21 protein-coding genes are annotated in these 21,947 nt (G+C 57.9%); 10 read left to right on the forward strand and 11 right to left on the reverse strand.

What is annotated here, in order from left to right; genetic code table 11:
- Positions 1-91: 91 nt before the first annotated feature.
- Complete coding sequence (locus ABEB25_RS10545; protein WP_345736368.1) at positions 92-496, reverse strand: GxxExxY protein; 405 nt, start codon at positions 494-496, stop codon at positions 92-94.
- Positions 497-713: 217 nt separating this feature from the next.
- On the opposite strand from ABEB25_RS10545, the gene dhaL reads away from it, so the two are divergent.
- Positions 714-1,349, forward strand: a complete 636-nt coding sequence (gene dhaL, locus ABEB25_RS10550; RefSeq protein WP_345736369.1) for a dihydroxyacetone kinase subunit DhaL — start codon at positions 714-716, stop codon at positions 1,347-1,349.
- A gap of 6 nt (positions 1,350-1,355) precedes the next feature.
- Here the strand turns inward: dhaL and ABEB25_RS10555 are convergent, their stop codons facing one another.
- The 5 genes from ABEB25_RS10555 to ABEB25_RS10575 all read right to left on the reverse strand — a co-directional run bounded on the left by ABEB25_RS10555 (position 1,356) and on the right by ABEB25_RS10575 (position 6,497).
- Positions 1,356-3,908, reverse strand: coding sequence for a peptidase MA family metallohydrolase (locus tag ABEB25_RS10555; RefSeq protein ID WP_345736370.1), 2,553 nt, complete (start codon positions 3,906-3,908; stop codon positions 1,356-1,358).
- A 312-nt stretch (positions 3,909-4,220) separates the two neighbouring features.
- Entirely contained in the window at positions 4,221-4,727 is a 507-nt protein-coding gene (locus tag ABEB25_RS10560; RefSeq protein ID WP_345736371.1) for a hypothetical protein, read from the reverse strand.
- Positions 4,728-4,776: 49 nt separating this feature from the next.
- On the reverse strand, positions 4,777-5,457 hold the full coding sequence (locus ABEB25_RS10565; protein ID WP_345736372.1) for a sigma-70 family RNA polymerase sigma factor: 681 nt from the start codon (positions 5,455-5,457) through the stop codon (positions 4,777-4,779).
- A gap of 24 nt (positions 5,458-5,481) precedes the next feature.
- Entirely contained in the window at positions 5,482-5,844 is a 363-nt protein-coding gene (locus ABEB25_RS10570; RefSeq protein WP_345736373.1) for a dihydroneopterin aldolase, read from the reverse strand.
- The gene (locus tag ABEB25_RS10575) at positions 5,841-6,497 is read right to left on the reverse strand and encodes an HAD family hydrolase (RefSeq protein ID WP_345736374.1); all 657 of its coding nucleotides are present in this window, start codon (positions 6,495-6,497) and stop codon (positions 5,841-5,843) included. Before ABEB25_RS10575 ends, ABEB25_RS10570 begins: the two co-directional genes overlap by 4 nt.
- A gap of 197 nt (positions 6,498-6,694) precedes the next feature.
- On the opposite strand from ABEB25_RS10575, the gene ABEB25_RS10580 reads away from it, so the two are divergent.
- The 5 genes from ABEB25_RS10580 (at position 6,695) to ABEB25_RS10600 (ending at position 13,979) form a co-directional block, all read left to right on the forward strand.
- Positions 6,695-7,558: a sugar phosphate isomerase/epimerase family protein gene (locus tag ABEB25_RS10580; protein WP_345736375.1), complete on the forward strand. Its 864-nt coding sequence runs from the start codon at positions 6,695-6,697 to the stop codon at positions 7,556-7,558.
- Positions 7,559-7,841: 283 nt separating this feature from the next.
- A complete protein-coding gene (locus tag ABEB25_RS10585) occupies positions 7,842-8,816 on the forward strand; it encodes a Gfo/Idh/MocA family protein (RefSeq protein WP_345736376.1) in 975 nt (324 codons plus the stop codon).
- A gap of 122 nt (positions 8,817-8,938) precedes the next feature.
- Positions 8,939-9,280 carry a zinc ribbon domain-containing protein YjdM gene (locus ABEB25_RS10590; RefSeq protein ID WP_345736715.1) on the forward strand — a complete coding sequence of 114 codons (342 nt, stop codon included), beginning with the start codon at positions 8,939-8,941 and terminating at the stop codon, positions 9,278-9,280.
- 193 nt (positions 9,281-9,473) lie between these two features.
- Positions 9,474-12,962, forward strand: a complete 3,489-nt coding sequence (locus tag ABEB25_RS10595) for a DUF4394 domain-containing protein (RefSeq protein ID WP_345736377.1) — start codon at positions 9,474-9,476, stop codon at positions 12,960-12,962.
- Between the two features lie 300 nt (positions 12,963-13,262).
- The gene (locus ABEB25_RS10600; RefSeq protein WP_345736378.1) at positions 13,263-13,979 is read left to right on the forward strand and encodes a hypothetical protein; all 717 of its coding nucleotides are present in this window, start codon (positions 13,263-13,265) and stop codon (positions 13,977-13,979) included.
- Here ABEB25_RS10600 and ABEB25_RS10605 read toward each other — a convergent pair whose 3' ends face one another.
- Both ABEB25_RS10605 and ABEB25_RS10610 read right to left on the reverse strand, forming a co-directional pair.
- Entirely contained in the window at positions 13,980-15,059 is a 1,080-nt protein-coding gene (locus ABEB25_RS10605) for a L,D-transpeptidase (RefSeq protein WP_345736379.1), read from the reverse strand.
- Between the two features lie 44 nt (positions 15,060-15,103).
- Entirely contained in the window at positions 15,104-16,018 is a 915-nt protein-coding gene (locus ABEB25_RS10610) for a class I SAM-dependent methyltransferase (RefSeq protein ID WP_345736380.1), read from the reverse strand.
- A 441-nt stretch (positions 16,019-16,459) separates the two neighbouring features.
- On the opposite strand from ABEB25_RS10610, the gene ABEB25_RS10615 reads away from it, so the two are divergent.
- On the forward strand, positions 16,460-17,230 hold the full coding sequence (locus tag ABEB25_RS10615) for a hypothetical protein (RefSeq protein ID WP_345736381.1): 771 nt from the start codon (positions 16,460-16,462) through the stop codon (positions 17,228-17,230).
- A 31-nt stretch (positions 17,231-17,261) separates the two neighbouring features.
- Here the strand turns inward: ABEB25_RS10615 and ABEB25_RS10620 are convergent, their stop codons facing one another.
- From ABEB25_RS10620 to ABEB25_RS10630, 3 genes are all read right to left on the reverse strand, one after another.
- The gene (locus ABEB25_RS10620; RefSeq protein ID WP_345736382.1) at positions 17,262-18,383 is read right to left on the reverse strand and encodes a DEAD/DEAH box helicase; all 1,122 of its coding nucleotides are present in this window, start codon (positions 18,381-18,383) and stop codon (positions 17,262-17,264) included.
- Between the two features lie 118 nt (positions 18,384-18,501).
- Positions 18,502-19,002 (reverse strand): SRPBCC family protein, encoded by a 501-nt coding sequence (locus ABEB25_RS10625; protein WP_345736383.1) that lies wholly within the window; start codon positions 19,000-19,002, stop codon positions 18,502-18,504.
- The gene (locus tag ABEB25_RS10630; RefSeq protein ID WP_345736384.1) at positions 18,999-19,343 is read right to left on the reverse strand and encodes an ArsR/SmtB family transcription factor; all 345 of its coding nucleotides are present in this window, start codon (positions 19,341-19,343) and stop codon (positions 18,999-19,001) included. Before ABEB25_RS10630 ends, ABEB25_RS10625 begins: the two co-directional genes overlap by 4 nt.
- Before the next feature lie 163 nt (positions 19,344-19,506).
- On the opposite strand from ABEB25_RS10630, the gene yghX reads away from it, so the two are divergent.
- The 3 genes from yghX to ABEB25_RS10645 all read left to right on the forward strand — a co-directional run bounded on the left by yghX (position 19,507) and on the right by ABEB25_RS10645 (position 21,924).
- Positions 19,507-20,403: a YghX family hydrolase gene (gene yghX, locus ABEB25_RS10635; protein WP_345736385.1), complete on the forward strand. Its 897-nt coding sequence runs from the start codon at positions 19,507-19,509 to the stop codon at positions 20,401-20,403.
- A gap of 123 nt (positions 20,404-20,526) precedes the next feature.
- On the forward strand, positions 20,527-20,994 hold the full coding sequence (locus ABEB25_RS10640; RefSeq protein ID WP_345736386.1) for a DUF5069 domain-containing protein: 468 nt from the start codon (positions 20,527-20,529) through the stop codon (positions 20,992-20,994).
- 96 nt (positions 20,995-21,090) lie between these two features.
- Positions 21,091-21,924, forward strand: a complete 834-nt coding sequence (locus ABEB25_RS10645) for a hypothetical protein (protein WP_345736387.1) — start codon at positions 21,091-21,093, stop codon at positions 21,922-21,924.
- The last annotated feature ends 23 nt before the right edge of the window (positions 21,925-21,947 follow it).

The following is a 21,947-nucleotide window of genomic DNA, read 5'->3' on the forward strand; positions in this document are numbered from 1 at the left end:
TGATTTCCAGGGGGGATCGGTGGTTTTAACCTTGGCTCCCTGGCCATGGGGCATAATCGGGGTTCTGATCGGAATCAATTTTGAGAACCACTCAGTCGTCTTTTTCTCGTCTTTTCAGGGCAATGCGCTGAATCCCTTTCCTTAGAACAGGCACTTGAAAATTCACGATCAGTCCTGTCTTTAAGCCGCTGAGTTTAAGCCATGTTTCCATGCTACGACGATCCATGTCGGTCATCTCATCACTGGCCAGCACCCGTACCAGCAGGCTCTGGTCGATCACAAAATCCAGGCATGTGGCCGCCAGGATCTGCTGCCCGCGATACACAAAGTTCAGGGGCTTACGCCGTTCAAACGGGAGCTCAAGACTCCTCAGTTCTACGGCGAGGCACTCTTCATAAGCATCCCTCGTCAGTCCAGTCCCCAGCGTCGCATGCACCTGCATGCAGGCGCGGATGACGATGTGGGGCAGGTCTTGAGCATCCAGGATCGCAGTCATAGGTCAGGGGCCTTGGTTAAGGGCAGGTCTCTTTCATCTTGGCTGCTGCCACGGTGGAGACCTTCCTAACATCGCCCAAAGCTATGGAGCCAACTCTCGCCTGTCAAAGTTTCGCCCCCTTTATTTTCGCATATTCCGGTTTCAACCTATGTCAGCTCATCATCGGCCTCACTTTGAGCTTTGAACTTTGCCGAAGGATCTCTAAAACTGCTCTGTCATGCCAAAAAACAGCCTTTCCAAAGAAGAAGTCAAATCCATGCTCCTGCTTGCCTGCGAGCGCATCATCGCGGCTGAGCCAGAACTTTCAGAAGCGGATCGAAACCTGGGCGATGGGGACCATGGGCTGGGCATGGAGCGTGGCATGAAAGCCGCTACCGAGAAGCTTCAGTCCGGTGAGGTGGAGTCCGTCGAAAAAGCATTTTCCTCCGTTGGCATGGCCATGATGAGCAGCATGGGCGGTGCCTCTGGTGCGATTTTTGGGACATTTTTCCGCAATGGTGGAAAGGCTCTCAATGGTCTCGAAACTTTCGATGCAGCCGCCCTCGCCGCCTTTTTACAGGCAGGTGTGGAGGGAGTGAAACAGCGCGGTGGTGCTGCGGTGGGTGACAAGACCGTAGTGGATGCCATGCAGCCAGCCGCTGAAAAAGCAGCACAGGTGACAGATCAACCCTTGGCCGAAGCCTTGAGCGCGGTCCATGACGCCTCCCTGGCAGGTCTGGAAGCCAGCAAAAGCATGATCGCCAAATTTGGCCGCGCCAAAACCCTCGGCGAAGGCTGCCTGGGTTTCCCTGATGCTGGGGCCCTTTCTGTCACCGTCATCCTTGGGGCGATGAAGGACTATGTGAATGGGTAGGCTTTGTTACGGCGTCCAGTTGCGCAGCATCTCATGCCCTTCGCGGAAGCGGGGGGCCAGCAGCAGGGCGTCCAAAAGATGTTTTTTGGCAAGTGCCCTGTCTTGAGTGATCAGCAGTTTGGCCAGACGGTAATGCGTCTGTGCGGCACCTGCCGGATCTAGCAGCAGCACGCGGCGGTAGGCTGCCATGGCTTCTTCCGTCTGCCCCTGGGCTTCGGCTGCTTCAGCAAGGGCTTGCTGCGGTGTGCGGAGGAATGGATTGAGCGCTAGGGCCTGTCGCGCCAGTGTTTGCAGGGAGGCCCAGTCCTTGCGGTTGCGATCCTCCTCAATCAAACGCAGGAACACAGGCAGGGCGCTACTCTCATGGGTGGCGATGTGGCGCAGCACCTGCAGTTCCTCTTCTTTTCGTTCCAGCTTCCGCAGGGCTGTGGCCTTGATCTGGTAGCCACTTTCAGAGCCCGTGTCTTCTGGCACCAGGAGAATGAGCTGTTCGGCCGTTTTGAGGGCCTCCTCCCACTTTTCCTCCTGCATCATCAGCTCGGCATACTGGCGTGTGGCTGGCAAGTTGGAGGGATGTTTGGCCCGGTAGGTCGCCAGGGAGTCGCGGTCCAGCGGATTGAGTTCTTCGGGACCGGGTTTCTCCCAATCGGCCAGGGCTCCAAACTGCTTCAGGGCCTGCTCTTTCAGGTGGGCTTCAAACTCCTTTTCCAGTTTCCCGATGTCTGCCGTATGGGCGGCGAGGGCCTCATTGATTCGCTTGCCGGTAGCCAGATCACTGAGAATGCGCTGAAGCGATTCTGGGCCAAAACGTTCCAGCAGCCAGGCCACCACCTGGCTGGATTGGAAGTAGGCAAACATCAGGTGGTCCTCATCCTTGGCGTTCAGGAACGCGCTGGTGAGCTGCCCCACCGGGGTGATGGCCTCGTCTTCCAGGATCATCTGGCGAAACTGCGCATTCATCTTCATGCCCCAGGCCGGGTTTTGCAGGCTCTCCTCATGCACGCTGATGCCTTCGCTCAGCCAGCGGGGCATTTTGTTCCGCGTCAGGGTGAGCGTGACGACGTGGCAGAACTCATGCCAGAGAGTGGATTCCCAGTTGTTCCGCCCATGGGCCAGGCTTCCAGGGCTGTTCATGGTGATGACGGTGCCAAAGCACACGCCCAGCAGGCCCTGTCCGCCCAGGCTGCCAAAGGTGCGGATGGCAAAGTCCTGCTGGGCACCAAAAAACTCCACCATCACCGGTCGCTTCAATTCCAGTCCATACTTGGGGCAGAGCACGGACTTGGCCTCCCGCAGCAAGGCCAGCGCGCGCTCACCATAGATGGGCCAGTCGCGCTTGGGCATCTTCAAAATGAAGTCATCATAGCTCTTCGTCACGTAGCCGTTCATCTCCTTTTCAAGGAGGCCAATGTTGTGGGCCTGGATGTTGTAGCCGTCCTGTTCGCGGATCTCGGCAGCCAGTTTCCACGCCTCTTCTTCCTCTCCCAGGCGCAGCAGGTCATGACAGAGCTGCACCTTTGCGGGCAAAAAGCCAGGCTCAAACGCCAGGGCCTGGCGCTGGTGTGCCTGCCCTTCGGCAAAGCGGTAAGCCCGTGAAATCACCCGGCCCAGAATGTGATCCACCTGCGGATTTCGCGCCCAGCGTTCCAGCCCCTGCTCACGCGCTGCCTTGACCTTGGCCTCGCCCGCTGCACTGAGGTGTGCCACTGTAGCCCGCAGGGCCCAGGCTTCGGGGCAGTTTTCCTGCACATCCAGGACTTTCTGGATCGCTGCCTCGGCCTCCATGAATTTCTCGGCACCAATCAGCATCTCCGCCTGCATGAGGTGCGGCTCAGCCAGCACCGGATTCAGCTCCAGTGCGCGGGTGATATTTTCCATCTGTTTTTCCCGGTCGCTGCTGGCAAAGGCCTGCGCCAGCCCGGCACGCAGCCGGGCCGTCTCCCCATGAGCCTTCAGCCCGGCACGAAAGACATCGGCGGCGCGCGCATCATCCTCCTTGGTCAGGGCCAGATGGCCCTCTGCCAAGTAGGCGTTTTCCAGCTTGGGATCTTTCTTCTGTGCTACCTTAAAATATTGCTCGATCACCTTTTGGGCATCGGCTCCGAGCGCCAAGGCTGCCTGTCCTAGCGACACCCAATCTTGTGCACTTCGGTCCTTGGGCTGCCTGGCCTTGGCGGCGGCATTCACGGCGGCCAGCGCTTGGTCGGCGATGTCCTGCCTGCCCAGCCGCTGGGCGTTTTCATGCTGCAGCATCAGCAGCTCCAGGTTCTCAGGGAAGGTCTTGATGGCCAGTTGCACCTCATCTCGGGCGGTTTCCTCCTGGCCCTGATGCATCAGCGCCTGCACGCGTATCAGCCGCCACTCCGTGGCCTTCATACCGCGCTGGATGGCCGCCTCGCAGATGCGCCCGCAGAGCTCGTATTCCCCTTTGGCCAGCATCTGTGCCACGGGTGCCAGATTGCGATCCTCAAACAGCCGGTCGATATCCAGCTCCTGCGCCCTTGAGGGAAGCAACAGCGAGCAACCGGCGGCGATCAGAAGGAGAGTTCGGCAGCGCATGGCAGTAGGCACAGCACAGAACGTGCGCAGCCGGCGCATTCCTGCGGGAATCCTCCGCCGAGCTCAGGCTTCTTGGTCTGTTTTATCCTGCCCTGCTTCAGGATAGGGGACGTTTGTCTCGCTCATCGGATTTGAAAATGCTGCGCCGGTGAAAGCTGGATGCATGTGGTGTGACCACGCCTAACATAATGAGCTGCGTCTCGGAATTACCCATTGGCTTTCCCAGGGAAAGGGTAAACACAAAAATGGGGAATGCATTTCATACGCATTCCCCATCAGTGAGTGAGAGTCCTGAATCGGACAATTTTCGTATCAGCGGCCGAAGTCGCTAATGGGCAGCAACTCAGTGGAAATCGGAGACAGATTTCCAGAGGAGGCCGCGAGTTCCTCGCCTTCAAAGTGGCGGCTCAGCAGGATGCCTTCGATCTCCAAGGTTTGATCCTGCGGAAGGGCCTCTTTAATCAGCTCGCTGTCCACTGCAAAGGAGGGCTTATTTTGTAGCACCACAGGCATGGAACCTTCCGCAGCGAGGGCGAATTGAGCCCCTTGTTGGGAGGTGGAACCGATGACACCTAGGGTACCCCAGGCTGCCACGATGGCAAAGGCGGCCGTTGCCGTGGCGGTGGCCCATTTTGGCGAGATGACGTCGCTAAAAAAGGTGTTCACGCGCTCCCAGAGAAGACCCCGGGCAGACTGGCGCAGCAGTTCCGAACGCTGCCGTTCGCGGAACTGGGTCACAAAGTCTTCCACAAAATCATCACCAGGAGTCTCATACTGTTTCAGACGAAGCAGCCTTTGGATGTTTTCGAATTCGTTCATGGTATTGCGTCGGAGTTGTATCAGGAGCGTATTGTTAGCAGGAACTGTGTCACCTTACAAAATCTTCGAGATATGTCTGGAGAAGCCGATGAGCGTAGAAAAGCCTGGATCTCACAGTGCCTTCTGACACTCCGAGAATCTTGCTGATCTCGTTGTGCTGGAGGCCCTGGACATCGTAGAGAGTCACTACGGTTCGGTGGTCTTCAGACAGCTTCATCATGGCGGTGTTCAATCTTTTTTGAAGCTCATGAATGTTTACCTCCCGCACGGTGTCCCGGTTCGCGGTGGTAATTTTAATGAATTCGGGGTCGTTTTGGATGCCGTTGTCCACGTCATCCAGGCTGATTTTGGCATGCCGCCCCCGTTTCTTCAGGAAATTGAGGGTCATGTTCACCGAGATCGAATAGATCCAGGTGTAAAAGGAGGATTTGCCCATGAACCGCTTCAGTGAGCGGTAGGCCTTGGCAAAGATCTCCTGCAAGAGGTCGGCGGTGTCCTCCCGGTTGGAGGTCATGTTGTACACTAGGCCGTAAAGCTTTGGAGTGTATTTGCGGACAAGTTCGTCAAAGGCACGGGTGTCCCCGGCCTGGGCGCGTTCCACCAGCGCCCGATCTTCGGCTGCGCTGCTGCTGGCTGGGGTCTGATCCGTCGAGGTCTCCATGTTTCCGCTGACCGTGCGATCCGTGTCGCGCGATTCCTTGAGCAAACCATCCATCGGGGATTCAGACAAGCTTTTCTTCTGGTTGGGGGTGAATCAGGGGCGGGTCAGGCGGACGGCGACGTGGTCGCATCCAGGCAAGATACGTTTGCGAAGCTGCACTGTGACAGACTTTGCGCCAAACTCGCTCAATGCACAGGCTGCGATTTCGGCGGCCAGGGTTTCAATGAGCTGCCGGGGCCGGGCCGCAGCCAGCGCACGCAGTCGGGTAGCCACGGCAGAGTAGTCCGTGGTCAGCTCCAGATTGTCCCCCATGTCCTCGAACTTTGTCGCTACCCGCAGCGTGATATCGGCCTGCAGGGTCTGCCAGGCGGCACGCTCTTCCTCTGGAACACCGATTTGCACAGGCAGATCCAGCCCGTGGATCAGGATTTCATCAGCGGGGGCAGGGGAACTCATGCACCCACTGTCAGCGAGCGCATCAGATGTGTCAAAGCCGACAGGTTCCTGACCAAAATATCTGGCTCGGCCTGCATGAGCGTGGGCACCGATTCATAACCTGTGGCGGTGGCGATGGTGGTCAGGCCGCCTGCTTTACCGGCATGGATGTCATGCCGCATGTCCCCCACGAAGGCTGTTTCTTCAGGTGCCAGTCCATGTTTCGCCAGTAGATCATGGACATGTGCGCACTTGTCGATGACTCCGCAGTGCATGTGCTCAAAGAAATGGTCCACCCCGTTCACCCGGGCCTGCGCCAGCACATGTTCCAGAGGTGCGCTGCTGCACACAAACATGCGCCGCCCGGTATCCGCCGCAAATTGTAGGAACTCCGGCGCGTGCTCGATCATCGGCACCGCATGGCTGTCGTCTTCAGGAAAATGTTTCAGGTACAGCGCCTGAAGGTCTGCCAGGGGGACATCCGGCAGGATGTCGCGGTAAAACTCTGTGTAAGGCAGCCGAAAGATTTCCCGGAACGCCTCCCGGCTCAGGGTCGGTTTCGCGTAGTGGGTCATGACACGGTTGGTGGCGGTGATGACGGCACCGAGGTCATCGGCCAGCGTGCCGGACCAGTCGAGAATGAGATTGCGGATCATGCGGGCGGGAAAGCCCATGCTTAAGTCACGATTGAGCGAGTCTCAAGAGGGCTCGCCTTATCTCTGGTCCCATGACGGCAATTTCTGCATGGCTTGGGTATCGGATGAAATTCGCTGCTGGACATCCTCTGGCGCGTCGTTTCCAATACCGCCGCGCTGGAAATAGGCGCGTCTTTTAGCGATTCAAACCAACAACCGACAGCAACCCCTACCTTATGGCAAAAATCGAATTTGGCTCCCAGGTTTACACCTGGTTCATGCAGGGCACCGGCAAGGGCTACGACAACAAACTGGACCACATGATCAAGGTGGCCTCCGAGGCAGGCTTCACGGGCATCGAACCGATGGTGCTCGAAATCTCTGAAAGCGCTCTGGGCTGTGGCAAATACTGGCTGGGTGATTTCTGCGATCCGATCCGTCTCAAGGACGCTCTCCAGGCCCACAATATGAAGCTGGCCGGTCTGGCTCTCGTCTGCGCCTGGGATGCGGAAGAGGAAACCCCGGCTGAAAAGGCTGCGGCGGATTTCACCCTCGACCTCCTCAAACATTTCCCCGGTTCCATGCTGGGCACCGTCACTCTGCCAAGCGGCCGCAAAAACGACCTTCAGCGCCGCCGCCTGAATGTGGCCCGCAACGTGAACAACGTCTCCAAGCGCGCTGCCGACCTGGGCATCAGAGCCTCCTACCATCCAAACAGCCCGCCGCCCTCCCTGGTTCGCACCCAGGAAGACTACGACGTGGTCCTGAGCAGCCTCGACCCCAAGGTCACTGGCTGGACACCTGATGTCGGCCACATCATCCGTGGCGGCATGGATGTCATCGCCACGCTGAACAAATTCCAGCACCTGGTGAACCACATCCATTACAAGGACTACTCTGGCGATGGTCCTGAGCCATGGGCACAGATGGGCACTGGTAAGCTCGACTTCCATAAGATCACCGAGTGGCTTGTCGCCCGCAAATACGAGGGCTGGATCATCTGTGAAGATGAGGCCCACATCGCCGTCGAAGATCCCGATGGTGTGACCAAGCAGAACGGCCAGTGGTGCAAGGAAAACCTTCACCCGCTGGTGGATTGATCTAACCAACTTTGATTCCATGCCGCCTTTTCGGGCGGCGTGGCCTTTGCCCCGCATGAGCAGCGTTTGAGGTTATTCTCACGCAGGTTCTGCGGGGCTTTTATTTGAAGCGGTGTGTTCTGCCGCAGGCATTTTTTACGTCGTGCAAGACAGAGATACATTCAATCAGCCTGCTTTCAAAGGTAGGCGCAACCTCGCCGATTGTGACGCATCCCTGTGCGGATGTCACGAATCGTCTTATCGAGGAAAGTCCAACCTACTGGCCGCGTAATGATTGGCTTCCATGATTCGCACCCTTCTCACTCTCGCCGTGGCCGTAATGGCCACCACTGCCGCTTCGGCTCAAAATATCCGCGCCGGCATCATCGGCCTGGATACTTCTCACGTGCTGTCCTTTACCAAGACCCTGAATACCGACCCGCAGAAGCCGGAAGTCATGGGAGTGCGCATGGTCGCCGCGTATCCGCAGGGATCCAAGGACATCGAAGGCAGCGTCAAGCGTGTGCCAGAGTACACCGAGAAAGTGAAGGCCCTGGGCGTCGAAATCGTACCCAGTATTGATGTCTTGCTGGATAAGGTGGATGTCGTATTTCTGGAGACCAATGATGGCCGCCCTCACCTTGAGCAGTTGCTTCCCTGCCTGAAGGCGGGCAAGCCTGTCTTTATTGACAAGCCCATCGCTGGCACCCTCGTGGATGCCATCAAGATTTTTGATGAGGCCAAGAAGGCCAGTGTTCCAGTCTTTTCCTCTTCATCGCTTCGGTTTGGCAAAAACACCCAGGCCGTCCGCGCGGGCAGCATCGGCACCGTGAAGCAGGCAGAGACCTTCAGCCCAGCCTCGCTGGAGGCCACGCATCCAGATCTTTTCTGGTATGGCATCCATGGGGTGGAGAGCCTCTTCACCACGATGGGCACAGGCTGCCTCTCCGTGAAACGCGGCACCACCGCCGATGGCAAAATCATGGTCACAGGTACCTGGGCGGGCGGTCGCACCGGCACATTTACCGAGGGCAAAGGCTACGGTGGCAAGGCCATCGGCGACAAAGGCGAATCCCCCGTGGGTGCCTACGATGGATATGACCCGCTGCTGTTTGCCGCCGTGCATTTCTTCCGCACTGGCCAAGCTCCAGTGACTCCTGAGGAAACTCTGGAAATCTACGCGTTCATGGAAGCTGCCGATGAAAGCAAGCGCCAGGGCGGAGCCGAGGTGACCCTGAAGTCGGTCATGGATAAGGCCCAGGCTGAAGCTCGCAAATAAGCTTTAGCCCGATTTCGTTTCTACTTTCTTGTTAGGCCTGTCTTCTGCGGATGACAGGCCTTTCTTTTTTATCGCCAAGTCAGACCTTGTATTTCATGACTGAACGTCTCCTTGTTACCTTCATGAACAAGCCTACCTGCCCGATGTGTGAAATGGATGAGATTCTGGATCACAACGATCGTTTTGAATGCGCCACCTGTGGTCATGAATGGCCCCATGAATCCGAGGCCGAGGTGCCTGATGCGGCCCGTGTTGTGAAGGATGCCTATGGCCATGTGCTGGCCGATGGGGACATTGTGGCCATGATCAAGGATCTCAAGCTGGGCGGCACCTCCCAGGTGCTGAAGGTGGGAACCAAGTCCAAGCCTATCCGCCTGGTGGATGGTGACCATGAAATCTCCTGCAAGATGGAGGGACTGGCCATTGCTCTAAAGGCCTGTTTCGTGAAAAAGGTGACTGTTTAGCAGAGCCTAGATGGGGGGGGGAGGGAATAGGACTCTCGGAGACGGGAGTTAACCCTTCGAAAGGGCAGGTAGAAGATTTTTTGGCGAAGTTGAATCCAAAGGCACGCCGCCGTCGGATCACCCCGCCAAGCATGGTCAAGCCGGGTTCAATCACGGACTCGGGCAGACCATCGCTATCCTCCATCTGCTTACCATGAAGACACCCACTGCTCATTCCCGTGCGCTTGCCGTGCCGCCCCGTTCTGCCACGGCCCTAACCGGTCAATGCAGGGCCGCCAGCCCACGCCCCGCCTCCACCTTCAGACCCTGGCTCTGTGGCCTCCTCTGTACACTGGCGCTCCCCTGGGCCCATGCGGCAGACCCGACCACTCCAGTTTACCTTTTGAATGAGGACAACACACTGGCCACTGCCACCCTGGGCACCATCTCCACACCGGGGGCGGCCATTTCGGTCACGGGCGTTCAGATGGGGGATGTTCTCGTCACCCTGGACGTGCGACCGCAAAATCAGGCGCTGTATGCCTTGGGTGTGAATGCCGTGGCCGATACGGTGAGCCTCTATCATCTTTCCCCGGCCACAGGTCTGGCAGTCCTGCTGGGCACAGCTTCTACTCTGGCAGATAGCGCAGGCGTCACGCTTGATTTGCCCGCTACCGGCTGGGACATTGACTTCAATCCCTCTGTGGATCGCCTGAGGGTTATCAACGCTGCTGGGCTGAACTTCCGGATGAATCCAAACAACGGCACCGTGGTGGATGCCAATGCGGGAGTGGTGGGCAATCAGATTGATTCCAACATCAATGGGGCTACCACTTCCGTCTCCGCAACGGCCTACACCAACAGCCAGCCTAACAACGGAGGCATCACCACTCAATACACCGTTGATGCGGTCACAGATTCCATTTACATTCAAAATCCACCTAACAATGGTGCGCAGACCAATGGCCTGAGCGTGACGGTGGCTGGCATGCCTCTGGCCATCACAGAGGTCAATGGTTTTGACATCGAGCCTGGCATCAATGCGGCTGCCAACAATGTGGCCCCGGCCGTTGGAATTGCCTATGCCATCCTTCGCACATCGGGACCATCAGGTCTTTATGAGATCAATCTCACCACTGGGGGCGCCACATTTTTGGGCGGCACCACCGTGCGCAGCTTTGCCCTGCGCACGCGCCTCGGCGCAGCCGTCGCTCTCAGCACGGGCGGCACCAGCATCGTCCGTTTCTCCCCCTTTGTGCCTGGCACCAGCACGTCCGTGGCAGTTACCGGCATCCAGAACAGTGAAATCCTGGTCGGCATGGATCAGCGCCCGGCCACAGGCCAGCTCATGGGCCTCGGTGTCAATGCCGATACCAACACGGCAACGCTCTATCTTATCGATCCGCAAACAGGCGCGGCCACCGTGGTCGGCGCTGTTGCTGGGCAGATCGCCTATCAGGACGCCACAGCCACCCCGATTGATCTTCCTTCTCCTTCGGTCGCTGGTTACGGTTTCGATTTTAACCCCACCGTGGACCGTGTGCGGGTGGTCACCAGCACGGGGCTCAATCTCCGCGTCAATCCCCTGACTGGCACCGCTGTGGATGGCAATGTCACGGATGCTGGGACCAATCCTGACGGTATGATCAATGGCGGCGGCACCGGTGTTTCTCACACCGCCTACACCAACAGTTTTGGCGGTGCGACCGTCACCACCCAGTATGGCCTGGATGATGTCAGCGATTCTCTCTACATTCAGAATCCGCCGAATGCCGGGACTCTGACCGTCGGCACCCCGCTCACGCTTAATGGGACACCCTTGGACATCTCCAGCGTCGGCGGTTTTGACATCCCGAATTTTGTCACCGTTAGCACCTCCAATACCCCGGCTGTGGGCCAAGGTTGGCTCGTGACCGATGTGGCCTCTGTTTCTTCTCTTTACCGTGTCAGCCTTGCTGATGGTGTGGCCACTTCTGTGGGTTCACCGTCGGCTGCCTTGTCATCCCTGGCCATCCTGTCTGTCCCTGTGGCACCTGTGGTCGTCTCCCCGACGACGGCGAATGTCGAAGCTTTCAGCGCCACTCTCGGCGGCAGCCTTAGCGACCATGGCGGGGCCCCCATCTTGCAACGCGGAGTGGTGTTCTCTCTGACCACTGCCAACGCGGACCCCATGATCGGCGGTACAGGCGTCACGCAGGCGGTGAGCATGAATGCCACCAACGTTTTCTCCACGGACGTGACGGGCCTTATTGGAAACTCAGGCTACAGCTTCCGGGCCTATGCCACCACTGAAGCCGGGACCAGCTATTCTCCCGTGGCCACCTTTACCACCACCTTGGTGGAAATTCCCGAATTTGACGATGCCAGTGTCGGTGCTTCGATCTCTCTTAATGTTGGCAAATTCCCTGGGGCTACCCTCACGGTGAGCGGACTCCCACAGGGGCTGCGGTTTAATGCTGCTACCGGCACCATCACAGGCCGTGCTACCACGGCGGGTGTTTATGTCGTTTCCATCACCGCCAAACTGCCTGGAGGGATAGAGCAGAATTTTGAAGAAACGTTGGTTATCCAGGCATTGCCAAAAACGGCGGTGGGGACCTTCATCGGCCACATTGAGGCCGAGGCAACTCTGAATGGCAATGCGGGCGGTCGTTTCGATCTCACCACCACCACCACTGGTGCTTACACACTGAAGCTGACCCAGCGTAGCAAGACAGTGATGCTGAAAGGCTATCTCTCTGCCACCCCCGGAGCGGCGCCAGAACTCATGGCGGACGGACCCGATGGCACCGATATCCTCCTCACGCTGAATGCTGACAACACAGCCACCGGGGCTCTCACAGACGGCGTGGCCGCTGCGATATTCTCTGGCTGGCGCAAGACCTTCGACAAACTCCTCAATCCTGCGCAAGATGAGATGGGTTATTACGCCGTGGCTTTGGATTTACAGTCTGGAGATGTCGGCAATGCAGCACTCCCTCAGGGATCGGGCTATGCAGCCATCAATGTCGCGCCGGATGGCAACACGACGGTCAACGGTCGCACAGCCGATGGCAACGCCATCCTTTCCAGTGGCTTTGTGGGCTCTGCAGGTCAGGTGCTTGTCTATCAGCCGCTCTATAACAAGCTTGGTTCGGTGCATGGCGAGCTCAGCCTCACGGTGGACTCCTCCGGTAACTATGCTGAAAACTATCTCGAAGGCACTGTGGCGTGGATTAAGCCTGCCACCACAGGTCGCACTTACGTCGATGCCTTTGGTCCCCTCACCCTGGATGTGTATGGCAAGTACCTGGCCCGCGCCGCTGCTGGTAGTGTTGTCCTGGGCCTGCCCTCCAGTGCCGATCCAGCCTCTTTGGTCTTCGCTGAAGGCGGCATCTCCGCCGCCTCCATCAATCCTAACATCACCAATGGCATCACCCTCCTTCGGCCTTCTCTGAAACTGGTGATCCCAACGGCTGGTGGCGTGGATAATCTTGGACGCACCACGCTGGTGCTCAAAGCCGCCAATGGCAGCCTCACGGGCAGCTTCACTCTGAAGGATGGCACCCTCCAGCGCAAAGTGACCTTCCAGGGCATGATCATCCGGGGCGAGACGGGCAGCATCCTGGCCAGCGGTTACTTCCTGCTCCCGCAGATTCCTGCGGCTGGGCAGACTGCCGCCAAAGCCCCGATCCTCTCTGGCCGGTTTGATCTCCTGCCATAACAGGGATCTTTACATTAGTCTGACTCCTTTCAGCGCTTCTTTGCCCACGCGAAACCTTGTTTCGCGTGGGATGAGGAAGCGCTGATTGTTTTAAACAATGGTGATGTCAGAGGAAAAGGAATGATTTTGCACATGATAATTCATGGCCGATATCTTGGATCCCACGCCCCTCTTGTTTAATCTCTCTTCGTCCCAGACTGGCTTTTCCGGCGACAACTGACGCTGCCAGGAAAGTGGGCCTCACGGTTCCCTGAAAGACCTCAGGGGGCTCCTCGTTTGAAGACGCCAGCTTTCCTTCAGATGAAGATCTTCACACCTGCTCTCCTGGCCACCCTTTTCGCTGCATCCTGCCTGCACGCAGATGTCGCCGCTCCTGTGGCTGACCCGGATCTGCCACAGCCCCTTGACACGACGTTTGCCGAGGCTCTGCTGACGGAGTCACCCTTCACCCGCTCGGTGAATCTGGAGGAGTCGCTTCAGCTCACTGGCATGGCCTATGTGGCGGGGCATCCTGTGGCCACAGTCTTAAACAAAGCCACCCATCAGAGCTACCTCGTCACCGATCAGCCTAACGAAATGGGTTGGCACCTCACGGCCGCAATGGCTGGCACGGACCTCAGCAATTCCCAGGTGGAAATGCAGGTGGGACCAGAGACCCTGGTCATGCATTATCACGGCCAGTCCATGTCTCCTGGCGAAGATGCAAAGGACCGCTCAAAAAGCCGCCTGGCCGGCAAGGGAGAAGGCAAAAAGGCCTCAGGTAAAACCGCAGCATCCTCTTTGTTAGGCGATAAAGGGCGCGAGCTTTATGCCTCGCTCTCTCCCGAGGCCAGAGGTAAGTTCAAGGACCTAGTGAGGTCCCAGCTCGACAAGAAGCCGGACATGACCCCTGAGCAAAGCTCCGCCTACGCTCAGAAGGTCTTTGCCAAGATCAAAGAAAACGACCGCCCTTCGGCTGCGGGCACTCCCAAGCCCCCTAAACAAAGCAAGCCAGTCAAAAAGAAACAGGGAGCCTGATCAATGGATCGAGACGGCCACCCCTGCACGCAGGCGGGTGGCCAGCCGCACGATGTCCCAATTGGCCAGCCGCACGCAGCCATGGCTGGCGCTGCGACCGATGGCATCCGGATCACCCGTGCCATGCAGGCCGATGCCACGCTTGTTCAGGGCGATCCAGATCACCCCCACCGGATTGTTAGGCCCTGGGGACAGCAGGTAGGTTTCATCGCTCCGCTCGCCTGTCTTCAGAAAGGATTCATCGTAGCGGAAGTCGGGCAGCCGGGCGATGCCGCGCACCTTCCAGTCGCCTTCAGGAGACTGGGTCTGCTGTGAACCGATGGTGACCGGGAAGGCGGCCGTCAGCTTTCCAGCTTCAAACAGCCGCAGCATGTTGTCGCCAGCATCCACCTTCACCTCGATCTTGGCAGCCGTGCCCTCTGGAGTTTCCTTGTCGGAGGTCTTGTCTGCATTCTTGCCCTTGGGTTTGTCATCGTCTTCACCGCTGTCAGTCAGGTCCAAAAGGGGCAGGTCTTTGACCGCTGCCACATCAAAGGGCTCCACGTTTGGCACCTTGATTTTGTCACCCGCCTTCACGCTTTCCAGCTTGCCGGAATTCAGCTCCTTGAGGAAGTCGAGATCGCAGTGAAATTTCTCCGCCAGAGCTTCCGCGAGACTGGCATAGGGCAGCCACTTCAGCTTCGCCATGGCCTTCACTTCTTTGGGCAATTCGCCCACGGTCTTCTGGTCTGCTTCGGTCACCGTGTATTCGATGAAGGCCGGGCCGATGCTGGCCAGATCCAGGTCCTTGAGATCAGGCAAAGGGCGCTTGGCCTTGTCATCCTTGGCTGGCTCCGCTGCCGTTGCCTCTTCTTTCCCCTGTGCCTGGCGGTACAGGTGGAACGCCTTCTCTGTAAAGCCCCCGTAGTGGCCATCGATCTTGCCTGGGCCAAAGCCTGCGCGGTCCAGGAAGACTTGGAGCAGGGTTGCGGCCTCCACATCCGAAGATGCAGCAGGCGGATCGGTCTGCGCCGCGAAGGCAGAGGTGAACGGCCCGAAGAGGCAGGCAGCCAGAAGCAGGAAACGTGGAAACGGATTCATGCACAGCATTCGCGGCTGTGCACCTCACTGGCTGTGCATCTGTGTTACCTCACCAGCATCCACAGCGTGCTGGCTCCGTGGCCTGCGGGGAAATCGGTCTGCGAGGCGATCCTCACATAGTCCACGGCCCGCCGCTTGATCTTAGCGCACTGTCGCGAGCGGCGTTCCAGGGAGACGGGATCCAGCTTCGTGCAGTTGGTGGAAAGCAGGATGGCGCACTTGGGCATGGCCAGCTCGAGGGCGGCATTCACCAGGTCTTCAAAATGCTGCTCCACCTGCCAGAGACGCCCCTTGTCATTCCGTGAGAACGTGGGCGGATCCAAGATGATGACGTCGAAGCGTTCGCCCCTGCGTTCCAGCCTGGGCATGAGTTCCTGCGCATCGTCGGCGATGAAACGATGCTTTGTTTCAGCAATGCCATTGAGCGCGAGGTTTTGCTTGCCGCGATCCAGCGACTTCTTGGAAAGGTCCACGCTCACCGTTTCAGCCCCTGCAAGCCCGGCGACGACGGTGAAGCTGCAGGTGTAGGCAAAGGTGTTCAGCATCCGCTTCGGCTTGAAGAGGGGAAGCTGGGCCCGGTTGGCACGCTGATCCAGGAACAGGCCGTGGCTGTAGCCTGCGGCAAAATCCAGGCCGTAGCGCACTCCGGCTTCCGTTACGACGGTGGTCATGGGAAGCGTGGCATCGCCGCTTTTTAGCACGGGGGATATCCGCTCGTCGTTCTTCAATGGCAAAAAGCGGGTGAACACACGCACCGGTGCCCAGCCCGACTGGCTGCTCCAGGTTTCCAGCCCAGCGCTCAGTTCCGCCAGGGCCGCATCGTTTTTATGGGAGATCATGGCGTCGTCTCCCAGGCGCTCCACCCAGCCCCCGGAACCTGAACCGATGCGGTGGGCAGTGGTCCCGGCTGCTTCAAAAAGAGCTCTTTGGGCAGGCGCAATCCAGGTGATGGGTTGCACGGCAGGACGTCGGGAAAGGGAGGGATGCACCTCGCATCCTGCCGCAGAATCCGGCCCTGAGCAAACTGCACGTGCAAACACAGTCCAGAGGCAAGATTTCACTTTGCCAAATTCAGTCTTCGCCACAACCATGAGTCGCCCAGCCCAGAGGCTGGAAACTCGCAACCTTACTCAAGACTTTCCCTGAACCATGCGGAGCCAGAAACAGACCAATAAGCCACCTCGGCCCTTCAAGAGTGGCAACTCAAACTTCGGGTGGGGCGGGAATAGCAACGGCGGTTTTATCCCCGGGCAGAAACCGGCGGTCAAAGTGAAGAAAAAAATGGTAGAGGAGCAGGTCCCACCGCCCCCGGAATCCTCGCCACCCGCGCAGGAATAGGCCCCGGCTTCCCCTTTCGGAAGCGGTTGCCTTTCACGGTTTTCAGGCCTCTTTTGCCGGGCATGAAAACTCTTCACTTCCTGCTCGCCCTTGCCGCCGGGATAGGGGCTCCCCATCTCGCCCAGGCTCAAAGCGACACCGCTCACCATCGTGCGATCTACAGTCAGATCAATCAGCAGGAAAAGTCTCTCCAGCGCGTCACAGGCACACACCGGGACGACCCTTTGGTCTTTGAACTGACCGGCTGGATGGAAAAAGGTGTGCTGCGAAAGATCGTCGCCAAGTCCAATGAAGACGGGGCAGGGACGGAAGAATACTACCTGGAAAACGAGAAGCCTCTGTTTGTTTACAGCACCTACTCGAGGAACCATCTCAGCGCCACTCCGCTGCGCATTGAAAACCGGCTGTATTTCAAAGAGGGGGAGATCTTCAAATGGCTGACCAATGACAAGGACGCCGGTGTCCTGCATGGCGAAGATTACGCGGCTGAAGGTGAGCGGTTGACCGCCAATTGTGCTGCCTTCGTGGCAGCCCTAAAGTCAAAGGGGCCTGCGAAAGCCATCGCGCCAACCCAGGTTACCGAAGGCGTCTTTGCAGGCATTGAGGAGGGCGACTACGCTCACTGGAACATGCGAACGGCGGCAGGGAAGGAACTCTCATGGTTCGTCCTGCGCCCAGATGCCACGGTTGAAAAGGTGCTCGAAAATCCAAAGGCCTTTGCAGGTCGCAAATGCAAAGTCACCTGGAAGGAATCAACGGAGGACATCCCGGAAGTCGGCGGCAAGATGAAGGTCCAGCAGATCCTCAGCGTGGAATGGACCGGCGGAAAATAGTCCGCAGTCCCGCCATGTGATATGCTTGGCGTTAGACCCTCAGTTCGCGGAAGGTCACATGCAGCGCCTTTTCAAGCTGGGGCAGCTTCCATTTTTCCTTCGGGTGGATGAGGCAGAGCGACATTCCTTTTTTGCCAGCTCGAGCCGTGCGGCCGCTGCGGTGCGTGTAGTATTCCAGTTGATCCGGGAGCTGGTGATGGATCACAAAGGCCAGATCCGCCACATCAATGCCGCGCGCGGCCACATCGGTGGCGACGACGAACTGCACGCGCTCCTTTTTAAAGGCCCGCATCACTTTGTCGCGCTCCTTCTGCATCAGGTCCCCCTGCAGCACATCGACAGGCAGGCCCAGGGCCGCCAGCTCGCGGCACAGGGTGTTGGCATCGGCCTTGGTTCGGCAGAAGATGATGCCTCGCCCTTCCTGCTGGCGTTTCAGGAAATCGCTGATGAACTCCGTCTTTTCCTCAGGCTTCAGGATCACAAACCGATGGTCAATGTCCGGGTTCACCACGTGCCCCTGGTCAATCTGGATCGTATGTGGATTCGGTGCCATGCAGCCTTTGATCAGCGTGTGAATCGCCTCTGGGAATGTCGCCGAAAACAGCCAAGTGCTCTGCCTCTTCGTCGTCAGTTTCAGGATCTCTTGAAGCTCCTTTTTGAAACCCATGCTCAGCATCTCATCCGCCTCATCTAGCACCACGTGCTTGACGTTTTCCAGAGACAGGGCCCGCCGCTCGATCATGTCCATGATTCGCCCTGGAGTTCCCACCACGATGCAGGTCGGCCGTTTCAGCGCCTCCACCTGCCGGTCGATGTTGTCACCCCCGGTGATCACCTCCACAAAGATTTTTTCCTGGACCTGCTTGGTGAACTTGAAGAGTTGTTTGCCGATCTGCTTCGCCAGTTCACGGGTCGGCGCAATCACTAGCCCCTGCACCACGGGCAGCTTCGCATTCATCTTCATCAGCAGCGGCAGGCCAAATGCCGCCGTCTTGCCCGTGCCCGTCTGGGCCTGAGCGACAAGATCCGCCCCCTCTTTCAGTAAGAACGGAATCACCCGCTGCTGTACCTGCGTCGGCATCAGAATCCCCAGCTCTTCCAGCCCACGGATCAAGTCATGACGAACACCCAGCTCTCTAAAATTTTGCGACATTCCCCTGCCATCTCTCAGGATGGGCACGAATGCCAGCAGAATGAACTGTGAGCACTTTGGATCTGCTAGACTAGGAGTCCGCTTAAAATGGAGAAAAGTTTGTTCCGGTAGCCTCCTCTCAGAGGTTGGCTAGGTCTTCGGCCAGCCGGTCGAACATGGACAGCCAGCTAGGGTAGGCACCCGTGCGCCGGGCTATGGATTCCTTCACGTTCTGGTGGAGTTTCAGGAGGGTGCTGCCATCGGCCTGCTCGGTCAAAGTAAGGGTGACGGTGGTTTCAGCAGGCCACTCGGGATCATGGCCTGCTTCTTTGGCGGCAATCAGGTGCCCTGCCGCATCCGCAAGGGCCATGGTGTAAACGAGGCGTTCAGGCGGCACGATCTCCAGGTAGGTTCCCAGGCACCAGCAGTCACCAAAGCTCGGGTTGCTAATGCGCGAGTGGAAGCTGCCACCGACGCGAAAGTCAAAGCGGGCAAAATGGATGTCACAACCCTGGGGCGCGTGCCAGCGGGTGAGGTGGGCGCGATCTGTCCAGGCCTGCCACACAAGCTGGCGCGGCGCGCGGAAGGTGCGGGTGATGAGGACTTCGCCATCGGCAGAGGGTGGAGTGGGGCTTGTCATAGTGTTGGGAGGTCGGTTGGAGTTTGGGGGGGATGGGCTTGCAGTTCGGCAAGGTAAGTGTCCAGACGGTCAAAGCTGGCCTCCCAGTGGCGGCGGTAGCTTTCCATCCACGCCTGGGCCTGCTGCATGGGGCCGGCATTCAGGCTCAGCGAGTGGACTCGGCCCAGGCGGCGGCGGCTGATGAGGCCCGCCTCTTCAAGCACGCGCAGGTGCTTGGAGACGGCGGGCAGGGACATGGCGTGGGGTTTGGCCAGATCCGTCACACAGCAGTCACCCCGCGAAAGGTGGTCCAATAGGCTGCGACGGGTGGGATCCGCGAGGGCGGCAAAGGTAAGATTCAAAATTCCGGCCTGACATTTAACCATGTGGTTAAATATTGCGTTCAACAAAAAGAGCAAGAGCTCTTTTCTGAACAATGGCTGCCCGCGCTTGTTACGAGACCACCACCGGATTTTCCCGCTTCCAGCCTTCCCATTCGTCGCGCCGTTCTTTACCATGCCGCGCATGAACCGCCAAACTGCCGCCGACTTTGATCAGGATCTCCTCAATCTGTATGACGACTATGCCCATGGCCGCGTGGACCGGCGGGGCTTTTTGGAGCGCGCCTCCCGGTTCGCCGTAGGCGGCATTACGGCGGCGGCTCTGCTGGAAATGCTCAGCCCCAATTATGCCCTGGCCGAGCAGGTGGCAAAGGACGATCCACGCATCCAGGCTGCCTATGCGGAGTATGATTCGCCCCAGGGGGCAGGCAAGATGCGCGGCCTGCTGGTAAAGCCCGCCAAGGCGGAGGACAAGCTTCCTGGCGTCCTGGTCATCCATGAAAACCGGGGCCTCAATCCTTACATCGAGGACGTGGCCCGCCGGGTGGCCGTGGCAGGCTATGTGGCCTTTGCTCCCGATGCCCTTTTCCCTCTCGGCGGTTATCCTGGCAGTGATGATAAGGGGCGTGAGATGCAGGCCAAACGCGACCCCGCGCAGATGACCGAGGACTTCATTGCCGCCGCCCAATGGCTGGCCGCACATGACGGTTGCAATGGCAAGGTGGGCGTGGTCGGCTTCTGCTACGGAGGTGGCATGTCAAACACACTTGCGGTTAGGTTGCCAGACGTCATTCTTGCTGCCGTCCCTTTCTACGGCCGCCAGCCCGCCGCCGAGGATGTGCCCAAGATCAAAGCCGCCCTGCTGATCCACAACGCAGAGATGGACCAGAAGGTCAACGAAGGCTGGCCAGCCTACGAAGCCGAGCTGAAAAAGGCCAATGTCCGCTACACCGCCCACATGTATCCGGGTGCCAATCACGGCTTCCACAATGACACGACGCCTCGTTACGATGCCGCCGCTGCCAAACTGGCCTGGGAGAGGACCCTTGCTTTCTTCAACGAGACCCTCAAGGCTGGCTGAACTCTCTCTTTCTGGCGGTCTCTGAGCACCGTGATGCGAATTACAATCCGTTCGCGGCCATGCTTCTCCGTGAACTTGAATTCCGCCGTTCTTGTGGGTAGCTGATCTTCACCCCCATTCACCATGCCTCACGTCCCTGGTCTCCGCAGTTGCTACGCCAAAGTCGGCCGCCTCATCCACTTTGGCCGCATGCTGGATAAGATTCGCCTCCATGCCCAGGGCAAGCTTCCTGCCGACTACGTACCCCTCGTCGGCGATAGCCAGGTTTACACGCTCGACAGCCGCCTCTGCCGCTTCCTCGGCGTGCCTTATGAGATCATCCGGCATCATGTCCTTCTTCATCCCGCCGAGAGTGACGAAGACATCCTCACCTGGACTCAGGCACGCGGCGCTCTGCGTTCGGATGAAGAGTGTCACATCTGGAACCGCTTCATTGCCAAACTCGGCTGGCGCGATGAACGCAGCCACGTCCTCCCCCAGCGCATCATCGACAGCGGCCTAACCGGAAAGACCATCGAAACCCTCATCGACCACATTGAGTACGACGAAGGCCGTGACCCCGTCGCCGACCGTTCCTGGGAGAAGATCTAGCCGATCGTTGTCAGGCGTCATCGCTAGCAATCATTCTCCCATGTTCCCCCTAACACTGATGTTGGTATGCGACCGCTTCGCTGTCCTGGAATTTTGGTGACACGCCTGCTCTGGCGGGGTAAAGCAAGCGACTGTATGTGGAACTTGCGAATGAATCAAATGTGGTTGGGCATCAGCCTTTTAATTCTTGTGCCTGCAATGGTTCAGGCGGGTGGAAAACATTTGGAAGTGATGGCTCCTCTGTGTATGCAACATGATTTTCATGGTAAACCACACTTGGTGACGGAAAGCAGTTTCGAGTCCTCCGAGGGGGATCAGGACAAATTGGAATCCGTCAAGCGTTCTGAGTATGACAAAGATGGAAACGCGATCCGGGTGGAAACCTTTGATTCTTCAAATCGTAAGACTGACTCAGAGATATACACTTACGACGAGGGGGGCACGTGGGTATCACTTGTTGAATTGAGCGAGGGCACCCAAACCACCTATCAAATCTTTGTGGATCTCAAAACGAAACGCATCGCCAAGGTGGACCAGCGATCAAAAAACACCGAGTTCATCAGCTATTCCGAGCAAGGCTTTGAATTGGGAAGTATTACTCAAACTATCGCAGGGAAGACTTTGGAGAAGACGACATTCAAGCGGAATGCCCTCAACAAAGAAGAACATGTTCTTTTTGAAGAGCCGATTGGAAAAAAGACATCCGAATTTATCATCCAATGGCTGCCCGAAGGTTTTGAGCGTACTTCCACCATCATCATGCACGACAAGGACGGGGATCAATTCGTCATGACTTATGAATACCCTGAAATCGATTCGGCAGGGAATTGGCTAACCCAGATTGAAAAATCAGTTCTGATTCTAAAGAACGGCGAAAAACGTTCACTGCCAACTGTGACCAACAAACGGAAGATCACTTATTATCCTTAGCCCACCCCGAAAGTCAGGCAAGG

The organism is Prosthecobacter algae (assembly GCF_039542385.1).
Classification (GTDB): domain Bacteria; phylum Verrucomicrobiota; class Verrucomicrobiia; order Verrucomicrobiales; family Verrucomicrobiaceae; genus Prosthecobacter; species Prosthecobacter algae.

Excerpts from the sequence above, each read along its gene's own strand:
- ABEB25_RS10615 (WP_345736381.1), top strand. The coding sequence starts at position 16,460 with ATGAAAACTCTTCACTTCCTGCTCGCCCTTGCCGCCGGGATAGGGGCT.
- ABEB25_RS10640 (WP_345736386.1), top strand. The coding sequence starts at position 20,527 with ATGCCTCACGTCCCTGGTCTCCGCAGTTGCTACGCCAAAGTCGGCCGC.
- ABEB25_RS10545 (WP_345736368.1), bottom strand. The coding sequence starts at position 496 with ATGACTGCGATCCTGGATGCTCAAGACCTGCCCCACATCGTCATCCGC.
- ABEB25_RS10575 (WP_345736374.1), bottom strand. The coding sequence starts at position 6,497 with ATGGGCTTTCCCGCCCGCATGATCCGCAATCTCATTCTCGACTGGTCC.
- ABEB25_RS10590 (WP_345736715.1), top strand. The coding sequence starts at position 8,939 with ATGAACAAGCCTACCTGCCCGATGTGTGAAATGGATGAGATTCTGGAT.
- ABEB25_RS10600 (WP_345736378.1), top strand. The coding sequence starts at position 13,263 with ATGAAGATCTTCACACCTGCTCTCCTGGCCACCCTTTTCGCTGCATCC.
- ABEB25_RS10555 (WP_345736370.1), bottom strand. The coding sequence starts at position 3,908 with ATGCGCTGCCGAACTCTCCTTCTGATCGCCGCCGGTTGCTCGCTGTTG.
- ABEB25_RS10595 (WP_345736377.1), top strand. The coding sequence starts at position 9,474 with ATGAAGACACCCACTGCTCATTCCCGTGCGCTTGCCGTGCCGCCCCGT.
- ABEB25_RS10585 (WP_345736376.1), top strand. The coding sequence starts at position 7,842 with ATGATTCGCACCCTTCTCACTCTCGCCGTGGCCGTAATGGCCACCACT.
- ABEB25_RS10570 (WP_345736373.1), bottom strand. The coding sequence starts at position 5,844 with ATGAGTTCCCCTGCCCCCGCTGATGAAATCCTGATCCACGGGCTGGAT.
- yghX (WP_345736385.1), top strand. The coding sequence starts at position 19,507 with ATGAACCGCCAAACTGCCGCCGACTTTGATCAGGATCTCCTCAATCTG.
- ABEB25_RS10605 (WP_345736379.1), bottom strand. The coding sequence starts at position 15,059 with ATGAATCCGTTTCCACGTTTCCTGCTTCTGGCTGCCTGCCTCTTCGGG.
- ABEB25_RS10625 (WP_345736383.1), bottom strand. The coding sequence starts at position 19,002 with ATGACAAGCCCCACTCCACCCTCTGCCGATGGCGAAGTCCTCATCACC.
- ABEB25_RS10620 (WP_345736382.1), bottom strand. The coding sequence starts at position 18,383 with ATGTCGCAAAATTTTAGAGAGCTGGGTGTTCGTCATGACTTGATCCGT.
- dhaL (WP_345736369.1), top strand. The coding sequence starts at position 714 with ATGCCAAAAAACAGCCTTTCCAAAGAAGAAGTCAAATCCATGCTCCTG.
- ABEB25_RS10580 (WP_345736375.1), top strand. The coding sequence starts at position 6,695 with ATGGCAAAAATCGAATTTGGCTCCCAGGTTTACACCTGGTTCATGCAG.
- ABEB25_RS10560 (WP_345736371.1), bottom strand. The coding sequence starts at position 4,727 with ATGAACGAATTCGAAAACATCCAAAGGCTGCTTCGTCTGAAACAGTAT.